We start from the raw sequence: 12,730 nt of genomic DNA, 5'->3' as shown, positions 1-12,730 counted from the left end.
GGTCGTCTTGAGCGAGTACTCCTTCGTGGATCTCGACCTCACCGGTCGCCAAGCCGCAGCACTGCAGCGAACCGGTTTCGTCACCGTCAGCCCCCTCGCCGGTGATTCCTGGCGGGTGACGGCGTCATCCTTCGTCGGGTCGCTGGTGGTCGATGGCGTCGAATTGCTGATTCGCCCGAAGATCAACGCCGAAAATCTGTTTCTTCTGCTGGAGCCCGGGCTTCCTCCAAACGCGTGGCGCCGAGAATCCTTCGACTACGGCGCCTCCCCGGATCTGCTGCCGGCCGTGATTTCCTTCTTCGCCAAAACCGTCGAGACGACTTTGGGCCGCGGAATACTGCGGTCGTACGAGTCGCGCCGCGACGAATTGATCGCACTGCGGGGCCGCATGGATTTCACCGGGCAGTTTCGGATGGGAGGGACATCGTCCCCTGTGGCCTGCAGCTTCGACGAGTACTCGCAAAACACGCCGGAAAATCGGGCACTCAAGGCCGCGGTCCGAAAGTCGCTGCGTGCACCACGCATCTCCCCTGCGATCCGTCGGCTTTTGTTGGGGCACGTTTCCGCTCTGGAGGACGTCGATGACGTTTCGGTCTCCCCCGGCGACATCGACGCCATCACATGGAATCGACTCAATCAGCACTATGAGCCGGCATTGCGGCTCGCTCGGCTCATCCTCGCCAACCTGACTTTGATGGACACCGAAGGCGCCAACTCTGCGCAATCCTTCACGGTGGACATGAATGATCTATTCCAGCGGTTCGTGACCGAACGCCTGCGACGGGTGCTTCGCGGACGGGCCATTGTCAAGGGCGAACCGACCCACCACCTCGGCGTGGGTCGCCAAATCCCGATGCAGCCGGATCTCGTCTTCACCTCGACCGATGGCGCCACCAATTTCGTCGGCGACGTCAAGTACAAGATCACCACCGACGCCCGAGCCCGGAGCCAGGACTACTACCAGCTCCTCGCGTACGTCACGTCCCTCGGCCTGCCCGAGGGGATCCTCATCTACTGCGGCTCGGACCCCGGGGGCTCGCAAAGGACCGTGCGGATCCGCAACACCGACAAGAGACTCACCGTGCACGCACTCGATTTATCGGGAACCCCCGCTCAGGTCGAGGATCAGATCCATTCACTCGCGGACGGAGTGACGGCCGCCATGCGCCGTGCACGCACCCGCGCGGAGCATTCGAATCGACAGTGATCGGGACATTGTGGCCGTCGGCTCGACGGGTGACGGCGGCGTCGTAAAGCAACGCCCGCCGACGGTGAAATTGCCCCTCGCACCCGGCCCCCGACAGGCGCATAATGTGAGGCACGCCACTCACCTTGGCGTCCACGAGCGAAGGAGCCGACCATGGCCAACCTGTCCACCTACATCGCATTCCCCGGCAACGCTGCGGAGGCATTCGCCCACTACCACGAGGTGTTCGGGGGCGATCTGAACCTGATGAAGTACGGCGACAACGAACCAATGGAGGGCATGCCCTTCGAGCCGGACCCGAACCTGGTCGCCCACGCGAAGCTGGACCTGCCCGGCGGCACCATCACCGGCGGCGACGGCATGCCCGGCGAGGAATACGTCGTGCAGGGGTCGATCTACTCGCTGCTCTACGAGTTCGACGACGTCGACGAGGCCCGCGCGAAGATCGATGCGCTCGTCGCCGCCGGCGGCACCGTGAACATGCCCTTCGAACAGGCGCCGTGGGGCGCATACTACGGGCAGGTCTTCGACAAGTTCGGGATCATGTGGGCCTTCAACGTGGAGCCGGAACACGGCTGACCGCCGCCGCTCGATTGACCGGCGGGCGCCACTCCGCCGGCCCCGGGCACATCGCTCATGAAATTGCCTTTCATTATCATCATGACGGAAGATTCCCGTCATGCCGGACGTTTCGGCGGCGCCGCATGACTGCCCGCTCCCCCGCCCCGCATCCCGGCCCGGCCCCCTGGCCGCCGCCGTCGTCGTTGCGGCCCTGACCGCGGCACTGGCGGTTTCGCTGATAGCGGGCACCGCGCTCGGCGGGGCGACCATCGCCTTCGGCGACGCCCTCCGATTCCTCTGGGCCGCCCTGACCGGCGGAGACCTTTCGTTCGAGGACGTCACCGGCTACCAGATCGTGTGGCGGATCCGGGCTCCGCGCGTTCTGCTCGCGGCCCTGGTCGGGGCGGCACTGTCCGCGTGCGGCGCGGTGACCCAGGCGCTGGTCCGCAATGTCCTGGCGGATCCCTTCATCCTCGGGGTGTCCGCCGGAGCCTCCGTGGGCGCGGTGTCCGCGACCATCGTCCTGGGCGGGTTCTCCACCCTCGGGCTGGCCGCTCTCGCCGCGACGTCGAATACCGTCCTCGTCGCCGCCGGCGCGTTCCTCGGCGCCATCGCCTCGAGCGCGTTGGTGTGGTTCACCGCCACCGGGGTTCCGCCGGCGTGAGCCCCGTGCGCCTCGTGCTCACCGGAGTCGTGATCGCCTCCGGGCTGCAGGCATTGATGGCGGTGATCATCTACCTGGTGCCGGACACCGAATCCACGGCCACGGTGCTGTTCTGGACGATGGGCTCGTTCGGCGCCGCCGCCTGGGGGCTGCTGCCGCCCGTCGCCGCCATGACCCTGCTGTCGCTGCTCCTCTTCGCGCGCCACGCGGCCACCCTGGACGTGCTGGCGCAGGGCGACGAAGCCGCCGCGGGCCTCGGAGTCGACCCGAACCGCGCCCGACGCGCGCTTTTCGCGGTCGTGTCGCTGGCGGCGGCCGCGGCGGCGTGCCCGCGGAGGTCGGCGGCGTGCGCGGCCTCGGCGGCATTTCCGCGGTGGCCGCGGGGTTGATCTACGCGGCCCTGGTCCAGCGCATCAGCCGCCCGGCCGCCACCGTCCTGGGACTGACGTTGCTAGGGGCGTTCAGCGCGGTGGGCACGGTGTCCGAGTGGCCGATGCTCGCCACCTTCTGCCTCGGCATCGGCGCGGCGACGGCGATACTCAACCCGACACTGCAGTCGGGTGCGGCCGCCTGCTTTGCGACGCCCGCCGAGCAGGGCCGAGCGGCCACGATGGTGACGGCGACGACGACGTTGACCGCCGTCCTCGCGGCGCCCGTCCTTGGCGCGCTGTCTCTCCTCGTCGGCTGGTGAGGGTTGCTATGGACGGTGGCGGCGCTGTCGCTGACGGCGGCGGCGGTGCTCGCCGGCACGTCGGCGCGGAGCACGGCCCGGGTCGGCGCCGGAGGTCGGCGGGGCGCATCGGATGGCATGGACGCTCCGGCCGCGCCGCGACCGGGTCGCCTGCCCCTGGCCACTGTGCTGCGCAACCGCGGGGCCGCGGCCCTGATCGGCATATCGCTGCTGCGCACGGCGGGATTCATGGGGGCGCTGGCGGTCGTCGCGGCCGTCTACGCCGAACGCCACGGACTGACCGGCGCCGGATTCACCCTGGTCTGGACGGTGTCCGGCGCGCCGTTTTTCGCGGGCAACTGGTTCAGCGGCAGGTTGTTGTCGGTGCGAGACGCGGATGCTGCCCTGATGGCCGGCGGCATCGTGGCATCCCTGGCGGGCGTGGCCCTCGTGTTCGCCGCCTCGCCGTTCACCCTCATGGTCACGGGAACGGCCGTGCTTGCCGTCGGGCACGCGATGATCGCCGCGGGCGTCACCACCGGACTGGCGCGACTCGCCGATCCGGCCCGGTCGGCAGCGCTGGCCGTCAACGGCGTCGCCCAGGCCGCGGGCACCGTCGCCGGAGCGGCGCTGGCCGGCGCCGGCTACGCGCTGGCCGGATGGCCCGGAGTCGCCTGGGCGCTCGCGGCCGTGACCGTTCCATGCGCCGCACTGCTGGTCATGACACGCGCGGGGCGGAATTGAAGGGGCGTCGCGTCCCCCTCGACACGTGCCAGGCGACGGCGCCGATCGTCGCTCCGGCCGCGACGACGAGAACCCCGGCGGTCAGCGCACGGAACACCGCGTGACTGAAAGGCTCGGCGGCGATCGCGGACAGGGCGACGATCGCGGCACCGGCGATGCCCGCCGCCACACCCGCGCGCATGGCCGGGCGCCCCACGAACGAGTCCGTCCCCGACGCGGCGGTGCCCTCCTCCGCCACACGACGCCGCGCCCGCAACCACCACAGCACGTAACCGGCAACGATGAGGGCCCCGCCGATGGAACCGACGTACTGCACCCACTTCACTCCGGCGAGACCCGCATGCTCCTGCGCGAACCACGCGACGTTGGAGTGCGCCCACCGCCCCTCGTGCGTGAGCTCATCGACGAGGGCATGGGAGGCCGCGCCGATCCACAACCCAGCCACGGCGGCGAACCACCGCACGGGCGCGCCGGTCGGCCGCCGCCGTCCGCCGACGACGCCGGGCTCTTTCGCCTCCATCCCGCGCGACGACGACAGCGTCGCCCCGGACGCACCGGTGAGCCAACGTTTCGGCAGAGCGTCGTAAAGCGGCGCGCGCACCACCAGCCACCAGGCCCACAATGCCAACCCGAAAGCCAGGCACCCGGTGAGCACGCCCGTCGGCGAGTGAGTGAAGGCGTACGTCAGGCCGATCGTCTCCAGCACCGCACCCCCGCCGATGGCATCCGCCCACAATGGAACGTCCGGGGTCAGGGAACCGATGGCGAGCGCCGTGGCCGGCAGGCCCAGGCGGCGAAGCGGCACGGCGAAAGCGGGATGCGACAACGTGTATGGCACGTCCGGCAGGCTACCCGCGAACGCAGCCACCGATCACAGAGTGCGCTTGAAACCGACGTGGCTCGCGCCGTAACCCAGCCGTTCGTAAAAGGACTGGGCCCTGGACCGGGACCGGTCCGTGGTCACCTGCGCCAGCGTCGCGCCACGGGCCCGGCCATGCTCATGCGCCCACTCCAGCATCGCGGTGCCGAGTCCCAATCCCGCAGTTCCCGGGGCGACCCGGACGCCTTCGATCTGCAGCCGCGTCGCCCCGTTACGGGACAGGCCGGGGAGGATCGACAGCTGCATCGTCCCGACCGTCGCCCCGGCCTCGTCCCTGACCACGGCGAGATACTGGCCCGGGTCACGGGACACCGCGTCGAAGGCGGTGTCGTACGCCGCATGTCCGACGTGGTCGCGGGCGCCGTTCTCGCGTGCGGCGCCGAGTTCGTCGTCGGAAAGCAAGGCGACGATGTCGGCGATGTCCGACCGGACGGCCCTCTGCACGCGGAACCTGCGGCCCGACACCGCGAGCAGGCCGCCGACGGACTCGAACGCGCGATTGCGGATGTCGCGGACCAGCGCGTCGAGCCATCCGCCCACGCCCGCGCGGGCCTCGGCGGTGTCGGGGTAGCGGCAGCGCAGGTGGAGGCCGGTGTCGTCGAGGATGAACCACAGCATGACGCCATCGGGGCGGACGCTCGCGCCAACGTACTGCGCGCCCAATCCGGTCGAATCGACCCGAACGGGAAGCCGACGCAGATCCAGCCAGGAAATGGCGAACATGCCCGGCGAATCCGGCATGCCGCCCCACGGTTCCAGGATGTCCTCCAACGGCCACGATCCCAGCCGCACCGCTTCCTTCACCGCGCCGGCGCACGCCTTCGGGTCCGGGTCGCCCGACTCGAGCACCGAATTGGTGATGAACCACCCCACGGAATCGTGCCACGTCCGGTCGTAGCGGCTGTGCACCGGGAACACCGCGCGCAGCGGGGCGCCGGCCAGCTCGCGCGTCACCGAGGTCATCGCCGCGACCACCGTCGACAGCGAGGAGACACCGTCGTCGCGGGCCTGCGCGGACAACGCCGCGGCATCGTCGACGTCGAGGACGTCGCGGACCTCGACACGCTCGACGTGCGGGCCCGGATCGCCCAGCGACAGGGGGAACCGCGGCATGACGCCACCGCTGGCCACCAGCACCTCCGCCCACCGCCGGCGGATCTCGTCGGGGGCGGGACGACGGCTCCTCATGTCTTCGGCGTGTTCGGCGAGCGCCGGGACGCCCGCCAATTGCGGCACGCGATTCGCGGCATTTTCGCCCAATGCTCCGAGCAAATCCCGGAGGATCACGAGCATCGACCACATGTCCGTATGCGAATGGTCCACGCCGATGATCACCGTCGTTTCCGATACCGCGTGAATTGCGCACAATCGATGGGACGGTGCGGAAAACGGCGTGCAGCGTTCGTCGAGGATCCGCCGGAGCGCCTCGTTCATGGCCTCACCGGCGCCGACCTCGTGGTCCACCCACTCCCCCGGTGCGACGTCGATCTCCTCCAGCGAGAAGTCCTGGGCATCGCCCGATTCGCCCTGAATGAAGGCCGATTTCAAGGCGCCGTGGCGATCCACCACCGCCAACCACGCCGCGGCGAGTCGATCGCAATCCACGACCGACGGCAGCGTGAAAGCAATGGCCATCCACGATCCGGGGCGTTCGCCATGGCCGACGTGGCGGCGCTGGTCGAACGAAATCGGCAATTGCCGTCCGGTGCGCGAAACGCGGACGTCGTATCCCGCAAGCTTGCCGAAAGGGAGGCCGAGGTGCGCTACATTGGTCAATCTCACGAATTCGACCCTACGGAGCAATTATCGCACCGTGGGACGCAAATCGAATTCGACATTTGATGTATACGATTCGGAAACGTGTCGGAAATGGGGCGCAACGTGAATGAGGGAATGAACCATCGATTCGCGGTGCCCGGCGCCGAGTTGGCCACGGAATTCAGCGACGAGGGCGGGCACGCGGTGGTCCAGCTGCACGGGCTGACGTCGAGCCGGGCCCGCGACCGTCTGCTCAACCTCGATTTGGGCCGTGGCCTGCACGGCACGCGGCTGCTGCGCTACGACGCGCGCGGCCATGGCGAGTCGTCCGGGCGCACGGTCGCGGAAGACTACCGTTGGCCGAATCTGGCCGAGGACCTGCTTTTGCTTCTCGACGACCGGTTCCCCGGCGAGCGCGTCCACGGCGTCGGCCCGTCGATGGGCTGCGCAACGATGCTTCACGCAGCGCTGCTCGATCCGGGCCGGTTCAGCAGTTTCACGTTGATGGCCCCGCCGACCGCGTGGGCGTCGCGCGTGGCGAAGGCGGCGGAGTACGAACGGACGGCGGATCTCGTCGACAAGCATGGCGTGGGTGCGCTGCTGGCGATCGAGCGCGATCACATCGATCCGCCGGCGATCGCGGGCGCGCCGGAGACCAGCCCCGACGTCCCCGCCCGCCTGCTGCCGTGGGTATTTCGCGGGGCCGCGAAGAGCGATCTGCCGCCGCAGAAGGCGCTGACCACCATCGACGTCCCGACCGCGATCCTCGCGTGGACGCAGGATCCCGCCCATCCGCTGACGACCGCGCAGGCGCTGGTGAAGCTCATGCCGCAGGCGGAGTTGCACGTCGCGACGACGAGGGCGGACGTCGACCGGTGGCCGTCGATGCTGCTCAACGACGTGTCCACGGTCGGGAGGTTGGGGCCCGGGGCATAGGCCCGGCCACGGATCGCGGCATTCCCCGCAGTGCCCGGGGAGCCTGCTCGCCGCCGTGTTGGCCCGGCGACTACGACACCGCCTGCACCTCGATGATCGCGAAAGGCGCGCCCTGGGGGTCGGCGACGACGGCATGGCGGCCGTGGGGCGAGTCGTGCGCCGGCTGCAGCACGGAACCCCCGTGCTCCCGCACCGCGGCAATGGCGGAATCGACGTCCTCGACGCCGAAGGTCACCCGCCAATGGGAGGGCGCTCCCTCGGGAAGCGCGCCCGCGGCTTCCATGAGACCGGCGCGGGCGGAGTCATGGGCGGCGTTGGTGACGTATCGGGCGCCGGCCGAGTTTTCCGGGGCGGTCTCCCACCCCAGAACTTCACGGTAGAACGCCGCATCCGCATCGAAATCGGTGGTCAACGACTCGAACCAGACGGCCGTGCCGGGACGCCCGGAAGTATCGAACCCATCGAAAGTACCCGTCTGCCACAGGCTGAAGGCTGCTCCCGAAGGTGCGGCGACGATGGCCATGGACCCCATGTCGCCGATCTGCATCCGCTGCACGAACACCTGGCCGCCGTGGGCGGAAACGTCGGCGACCGCGGCGTCGATGTCGTCGACCTTGAAATACGTGGTGAACCAGGCGGGCAACGACGGATCGAGCTCGCCCTTCTCGTTCATGTTGTGGGCGGCGCCGCCGACCGGAACCCCGACGTCGACCATCAGGTAGCCGCCGTAGTCCTCGCCGGTGGATGTGTAGTTCCACCCGAAAAGCTCCCGGTAAAAGTCCTTCGCCGATTCCAGGTCGGGTGCGCCCAGGTCGATCCAAACCGGTGCGACATTGTCGATGGTCATGGGATTCCTTCCTCGAGGGCCCCGGAGCCGGGGTGTGCGCGAGGATACCGGTGGAATCGCGGTCGCGTTAGGTCGCGGAATCAACCTGATCGTCGTCATCCACGCCCGCCTCGTCGAGGTCACGATTCTTTCGGCGGACCAGGGACTTCAGCCGTCCGGACGCGCCACTTGCCGCGCCCTTCACGGCAGACCCGGCGCCACTCGCCGCGCCCCTCACGGCAGACCCGGCGCCGCTGGCCGCGCCCTTCACGGCCGAACCAGCTCCGTCGAGCGCCGCTCGCGCCTCGGTGGACGCGGTCTCCGTGGCGTTCGACACGGCTCCGCCGACGGAGGACAGCACGGAATTATCGCGCAACGCTTCCTCTGCGTCGGCGTGCGTCACCAATGCTCGCCACTCGGCGGCGTCGACGTTGGGCGGCGGCAGCTCTCGGAGATGCTCCATGAGCCTCTTGGATTGTCCCCGCAGCGTCACGAAGGTCATGCCGCCGGAAATGACGCCGCCGGCCACGGGAACGACCTTTGTGACGGTCTTCGCCAGGCTGTCCTTCGTCAGCTTCACGCCGATGACCCGTAGCGTCGACTTCATCACCGGGTACCACGTGGTTTTCGTCAGCGCCTTGCCGGCGACCTGCTTTTGAATCGCCGGCCTCGCAACCGATGCCGCGAACACGGTCAAAGACGATGACGCCCCTCCCACGCCCAACATGACGCCGAGGAACATCGACAGCTTGCCCAGCGTCTCGTCGTCGACCTCTTTCGAATCTTCCAGAAACGACTGCCATCCGTAGACGTACGCGGTCTTCTGCATGACGCGGAACGCATGGACGTAGAACTGGGTGACGTCACCGGGAACGGTGGCCAGCAAACCGAAGCCTCCCGGTAGCCCCGCGGCGAAGGACAGTGCCGAAGACTTGCGGGTTTCGAAGGCGATGGCTGCGTTGGCCATGTCATCCAGGAGCACCACATCGATGCCTGCGGCCGCCGGCGACAACGCGATCGCCTCGTCGATCACCTCACGGGCGATACCGCGCTTATGCAGCTCCGAGCGGAGGAATTGCTCGCGTTCGATTCGAACTCCGCGAAGCCTCAAGACCGTTTTGAGGAAGCTCTTCGCAAACTCCTCGGCTTCCCGATTCTGCTCGCCGATCAGGTCGTTGATGGACTGATCAGCCTGTCCCGTCTCAGGAACGTCAGCCCCCAATTCCACGGGTTCGGCGTCAAACACCTCGTCGACCGATTTCTCGGCATCCTTCTCCGGGTCAACCATTAACTGGCTCCGCCTTTCGCGCGAATTGCGTTGGAATCCCCGACTATAGTTCCAGCGACGGAAATTCCCTGCCCAGGCAGGGGAACCCGTGTGCGAGGTCCATCCACAGGGTGAACGACCCGACCGGATTCATCCACAATCGGCCGCGCATCCGTTGCCGCCGCACCTCCCCCACCGCACGATCAGGTCATGGGAATCCGCTACTACGCATATCCGCTTCATCCCGACCACTACGAAGCCGCCGTCAAAGACCCTCGTCCGTTCCTGTCCGATGATCCGCTCGGGGATGCGTGGGGGCTCGTTCCGAATGGCGACGGCACGTCGACTATGGGAGGCAAGGCCGTCCCGCCGATGCTGTACCTGGACAAGTGTTGGCCCCATTTGCAGCGCCTGACTACGACCCCGCTCGGCGGCCACAGCCCAGCGCACGCACTGTTCGCCGGCGAGCCGACGATGCTCGACGGTGGGGTGGGCTGGGAAGGATTCTCGAAGGCGCTGAGCCCTGCGGAGATGAAGGTGATCGCCGAAGACTTGAAGGACGCGACTCTTTTCGACGACCGTGACGCTTTCGAACCAGGCGTCATCGAGGACATGCCTTCAGAGCTTCACTATGCCCAGCACTATCTGGAGAAGGCGAAGGACTTCGCGCAGGAGATGAGCGACAAGGGGCTCGGCGCGGTCTACTTGATCGCCTGAAAAAGTGGCTGAGGCCCCCTGCCCATCCCCCATTGCCTAGATAACTTGCGACAAGTAACCTTGCGAAGTGATCGCCTGCTGGGGCGGTGAACTCACCATCATTCACGCCATAAGTCCGGCACGAAACAAGTTTCTGAGGTGACGCCAATGCGACGCTCGCTTTCCGATCTCATCGCGTAAGCCGACGAAATGGCGGAGCGATTCGAGAACTACGAACCCGACGACGGGGACCTCAACGCCCCGTTGTCGCCGATCATGGCCGTCAAACTGGCCCAGTTTCGACGGAGTCAGGCGGAGAAGGAATTGGCGGAGGCGATCCGCACCGCGCGGACCGCGAACGTCTCGTGGCGCGAGCTCGGCGAAGCAATCGGCACGAGCGGCGAGGCGGTCCGACAGCGGTACGCCGAATAGTCGCCGCCGATTAGGGTGGGCCCCATGAACGACCTGACCATCGCATCGGGCCCGGGGATCCCCGGCGGCCTGGTCATCCCCGCCGCCGACCTGACCGAGCGCTTCGCCCGGTCGTCGGGGCCGGGCGGCCAGGGAGTCAACACCACGAACAGTAAGGTGCAGCTGTCCATCGACGTCGCCGTGTGCGGTTCGCTTTCCGACGGCCAGCGCCGCCGCGTCCTGCGCAACCTCGAAAACCGCCTGGACGGCACAGTCCTCACCGTCGCCGTAACCACGCAGAGGTCGCAGATCCGCAATCGGGCGGAAGCACGCGAGCGGATGGCCGCGCTGTTGCGGGAAGCACTGGCCCCGCCGCCTCCCCCGCGGCGCAAGACGAAACCGACTCGCGGGTCGGTGCGCCGCCGCATTGCCGCGAAGAAGCGGCGGTCGGAACTGAAATCGACGAGGAAGCGGCCGAACGTTTCCTAGGCAATCGCCGCAGAGACCAGGAAATTTCGCCGAAGAATCGACCGATCATCGCCGGCGGCGGGGACGGTACCGTCCGAAACGCGCCCGTGAAGGAGCGAATCCCCCTACGGTTAACGCCATGACCAGATCTGACGTGACCTTCCCCTCCGGAGATGGATCCTGCGCCGCGTGGCTGTACGTTCCCGACGACGCCCCTGCCCCGGGGCCGATCATCGTGATGGCCCATGGTCTCGGCGGCGTACGCCAGATGCGCCTCGATGCCTTCGCCGAGCGTTTCAGCGCCGCCGGCTACCGCTGCCTGGTGTTCGACTACAGGCACTTCGGTGCGAGCGCCGGGGAGCCCCGTCAGCTCCTGTCGGTGCGGCGTCAGCTCGAGGACTGGAACTCCGCGATCACCCACGCGCGGGGCCTCGACGGGGTCGACCCTGACCGTGTGGTCATCTGGGGCACGTCCTTTGGTGGCGGCCACGTGGTTCGGACCGCGGCGCGCGACCCCAGGCTTGCCGCGGTCATCGCGCAGTGCCCATTCACCGATGGATTGGCCTCGACGTTGGCGCTGCCGCCTGCGACCACGGTCAAGATCGGCCTGCTGGCCGTGCGCGATCTGCTCGCCGCGTGGCGCAACAAGGAACCTGTGATGGTTCCCGCTTACGGGGACCCGGGGTCGACCGCCCTGATGACGGCGCCCGACTGCGTGGCGGGCATCGAAGCAATTGTGCCCGCCGGAGATGACATCCGCTCGGACATCACGGCACGATTCGGGTTGGATATTCTGCGCTATTTCCCGGGACGACACGCCCGCAAGATCCAGTCCCCGGCGTACTTCGCGGTCTGCGAGGATGACTCGGTCGCCCCGCCGCGCCCCACCCTGCGCCATGTCCGCAAGGCGGCGAAGGGCGAGGTGCACACGCAACCAGGCGGTCATTTCGACATCTACGTCGGCGACGACTTCGAACGCAACGTCACCGGGCAGCTGGATTTTCTCGCTCGATATGTTCCCGTCGCCTCCGGCGAAGCCTGAGCGGGGCGAGGCGAACCCCGACACCCGGGAGACTTACCGCTCCGAACGCCCCATCGATTCGGGCGGCCGTCCGGCGAAACTACGCCTCGAGCACGTAGCGCAGGATCTCCACGACCTGATCGGTGGTGGTGCACCACGCCTGGGCGGCGGCGTCGACTTCCTTGAGCGGGTGGACGATGTCTTCGCTGTGAAGCGTGATGTACGGCTTGTCCAGGGCCGCGCAGTAGCCGGCGTTCCACTGCTTGTACTGGTCGCCGAAACGTACGACGACCATGTCGGCCTTCTCGATCAGCGTGCGGGTGCGGATGGAGTTGACCTTCGACGACTGGTGGTCGCGCCAGAACCCGGCGGGCGCCGCGCCCAGGTGATCGCCGGCAGCGTCGCTGGCGGGATGATCGGTCACCGGCGCGGTGAACACCACGTCGAGGCCGGCGGCCTCGGCGCCGCGCTGGATTTCTTCACGCCAATCGGTGTGGATCTCGCCGGAAAGGTACACGTTGAAGCTCATGGCCTGCTTTCTCCTTACGTCGATGGGCCGGTGAACGGCACCCGCAGCCTACCGGGACGCCAATGGCTAGGGTGGAATGACGACGGTTGATA

Annotated in this window: 16 protein-coding genes; 11 read left to right on the top strand and 5 right to left on the bottom strand. The window is 67.8% G+C overall.

Translation table 11 applies throughout. The annotated features are described in order from the left end of the window. Positions 1-7 precede the first annotated feature (7 nt). From CX1_RS01315 to CX1_RS01290, 6 genes are all read left to right on the top strand, one after another. Entirely contained in the window at positions 8-1,207 is a 1,200-nt protein-coding gene (locus tag CX1_RS01315; protein WP_160298003.1) for an McrC family protein, read from the top strand. Positions 1,208-1,360: 153 nt separating this feature from the next. Continuing rightward, entirely contained in the window at positions 1,361-1,786 is a 426-nt protein-coding gene (locus tag CX1_RS01310) for a VOC family protein (protein WP_046649740.1), read from the top strand. A 100-nt stretch (positions 1,787-1,886) separates the two neighbouring features. After that, positions 1,887-2,432, top strand: a complete 546-nt coding sequence (locus CX1_RS12640; RefSeq protein ID WP_052753063.1) for an iron chelate uptake ABC transporter family permease subunit — start codon at positions 1,887-1,889, stop codon at positions 2,430-2,432. Further along, complete coding sequence (locus tag CX1_RS12635; protein WP_217994753.1) at positions 2,429-2,821, top strand: iron chelate uptake ABC transporter family permease subunit; 393 nt, start codon at positions 2,429-2,431, stop codon at positions 2,819-2,821. Before CX1_RS12640 ends, CX1_RS12635 begins: the two co-directional genes overlap by 4 nt. Continuing rightward, positions 2,779-3,123: a hypothetical protein gene (locus tag CX1_RS01295; RefSeq protein ID WP_052753005.1), complete on the top strand. Its 345-nt coding sequence runs from the start codon at positions 2,779-2,781 to the stop codon at positions 3,121-3,123. The genes CX1_RS12635 and CX1_RS01295 overlap by 43 nt, the downstream gene beginning before the upstream one ends. A 3-nt stretch (positions 3,124-3,126) precedes the next feature. Then, positions 3,127-3,846 (top strand): MFS transporter, encoded by a 720-nt coding sequence (locus CX1_RS01290; RefSeq protein ID WP_146780771.1) that lies wholly within the window; start codon positions 3,127-3,129, stop codon positions 3,844-3,846. Here the strand turns inward: CX1_RS01290 and CX1_RS01285 are convergent. Both CX1_RS01285 and CX1_RS01280 read right to left on the bottom strand, forming a co-directional pair. Further along, positions 3,821-4,684 (bottom strand): DUF4184 family protein, encoded by an 864-nt coding sequence (locus CX1_RS01285; RefSeq protein WP_160297993.1) that lies wholly within the window; start codon positions 4,682-4,684, stop codon positions 3,821-3,823. The two genes, CX1_RS01290 and CX1_RS01285, sit on opposite strands and share 26 nt — an antisense overlap. Positions 4,685-4,717: 33 nt before the next feature. After that, on the bottom strand, positions 4,718-6,508 hold the full coding sequence (locus CX1_RS01280) for a GNAT family N-acetyltransferase (RefSeq protein WP_046649494.1): 1,791 nt from the start codon (positions 6,506-6,508) through the stop codon (positions 4,718-4,720). A 111-nt stretch (positions 6,509-6,619) separates the two neighbouring features. On the opposite strand from CX1_RS01280, the gene CX1_RS01275 reads away from it, so the two are divergent. After that, on the top strand, positions 6,620-7,420 hold the full coding sequence (locus tag CX1_RS01275) for an alpha/beta fold hydrolase (protein ID WP_046649520.1): 801 nt from the start codon (positions 6,620-6,622) through the stop codon (positions 7,418-7,420). Between the two features lie 70 nt (positions 7,421-7,490). Here the strand turns inward: CX1_RS01275 and CX1_RS01270 are convergent, their stop codons facing one another. Both CX1_RS01270 and CX1_RS01265 read right to left on the bottom strand, forming a co-directional pair. Beyond that, positions 7,491-8,267 (bottom strand): VOC family protein, encoded by a 777-nt coding sequence (locus tag CX1_RS01270; RefSeq protein WP_046649495.1) that lies wholly within the window; start codon positions 8,265-8,267, stop codon positions 7,491-7,493. Positions 8,268-8,334: 67 nt separating this feature from the next. Beyond that, on the bottom strand, positions 8,335-9,534 hold the full coding sequence (locus CX1_RS01265) for a hypothetical protein (protein WP_082718966.1): 1,200 nt from the start codon (positions 9,532-9,534) through the stop codon (positions 8,335-8,337). A 189-nt stretch (positions 9,535-9,723) separates the two neighbouring features. Between CX1_RS01265 and CX1_RS01260 the strand changes: the two genes are divergently transcribed. From CX1_RS01260 to CX1_RS01245, 4 genes are all read left to right on the top strand, one after another. Then, positions 9,724-10,230 carry a DUF1877 family protein gene (locus tag CX1_RS01260; RefSeq protein WP_046649496.1) on the top strand — a complete coding sequence of 169 codons (507 nt, stop codon included), beginning with the start codon at positions 9,724-9,726 and terminating at the stop codon, positions 10,228-10,230. A 189-nt stretch (positions 10,231-10,419) separates the two neighbouring features. Further along, positions 10,420-10,641: a hypothetical protein gene (locus tag CX1_RS01255; protein ID WP_211255184.1), complete on the top strand. Its 222-nt coding sequence runs from the start codon at positions 10,420-10,422 to the stop codon at positions 10,639-10,641. Between the two features lie 24 nt (positions 10,642-10,665). Beyond that, positions 10,666-11,109 (top strand): alternative ribosome rescue aminoacyl-tRNA hydrolase ArfB, encoded by a 444-nt coding sequence (arfB, locus tag CX1_RS01250; RefSeq protein ID WP_046649497.1) that lies wholly within the window; start codon positions 10,666-10,668, stop codon positions 11,107-11,109. 118 nt (positions 11,110-11,227) lie between these two features. Next, positions 11,228-12,130, top strand: a complete 903-nt coding sequence (locus CX1_RS01245; RefSeq protein ID WP_082718965.1) for an alpha/beta hydrolase — start codon at positions 11,228-11,230, stop codon at positions 12,128-12,130. A gap of 79 nt (positions 12,131-12,209) precedes the next feature. Here CX1_RS01245 and CX1_RS01240 read toward each other — a convergent pair whose 3' ends face one another. Continuing rightward, positions 12,210-12,638: a YtoQ family protein gene (locus tag CX1_RS01240; RefSeq protein ID WP_046649498.1), complete on the bottom strand. Its 429-nt coding sequence runs from the start codon at positions 12,636-12,638 to the stop codon at positions 12,210-12,212. Positions 12,639-12,730 lie beyond the last annotated feature (92 nt).

The organism is Corynebacterium xerosis NBRC 16721 = ATCC 373, assembly GCF_001552415.1.
Lineage (GTDB): Bacteria > Actinomycetota > Actinomycetes > Mycobacteriales > Mycobacteriaceae > Corynebacterium > Corynebacterium xerosis.
This window is presented reverse-complemented; position numbering and strand designations above follow the sequence as displayed.

What these genes read in the sequence shown, in the direction of transcription:
- CX1_RS01260 (WP_046649496.1), top strand. Translation starts at nt 9,724, where the DNA reads ATGGGAATCCGCTACTACGCATATCCGCTTCATCCCGACCACTACGAA.
- CX1_RS01265 (WP_082718966.1), bottom strand. Translation starts at nt 9,534, where the DNA reads ATGGTTGACCCGGAGAAGGATGCCGAGAAATCGGTCGACGAGGTGTTT.
- CX1_RS01245 (WP_082718965.1), top strand. Translation starts at nt 11,228, where the DNA reads ATGACCAGATCTGACGTGACCTTCCCCTCCGGAGATGGATCCTGCGCC.
- CX1_RS12640 (WP_052753063.1), top strand. Translation starts at nt 1,887, where the DNA reads ATGCCGGACGTTTCGGCGGCGCCGCATGACTGCCCGCTCCCCCGCCCC.
- CX1_RS01255 (WP_211255184.1), top strand. Translation starts at nt 10,420, where the DNA reads ATGGCGGAGCGATTCGAGAACTACGAACCCGACGACGGGGACCTCAAC.
- CX1_RS01275 (WP_046649520.1), top strand. Translation starts at nt 6,620, where the DNA reads ATGAACCATCGATTCGCGGTGCCCGGCGCCGAGTTGGCCACGGAATTC.
- CX1_RS01310 (WP_046649740.1), top strand. Translation starts at nt 1,361, where the DNA reads ATGGCCAACCTGTCCACCTACATCGCATTCCCCGGCAACGCTGCGGAG.
- CX1_RS01240 (WP_046649498.1), bottom strand. Translation starts at nt 12,638, where the DNA reads ATGAGCTTCAACGTGTACCTTTCCGGCGAGATCCACACCGATTGGCGT.
- arfB (WP_046649497.1), top strand. Translation starts at nt 10,666, where the DNA reads ATGAACGACCTGACCATCGCATCGGGCCCGGGGATCCCCGGCGGCCTG.
- CX1_RS01270 (WP_046649495.1), bottom strand. Translation starts at nt 8,267, where the DNA reads ATGACCATCGACAATGTCGCACCGGTTTGGATCGACCTGGGCGCACCC.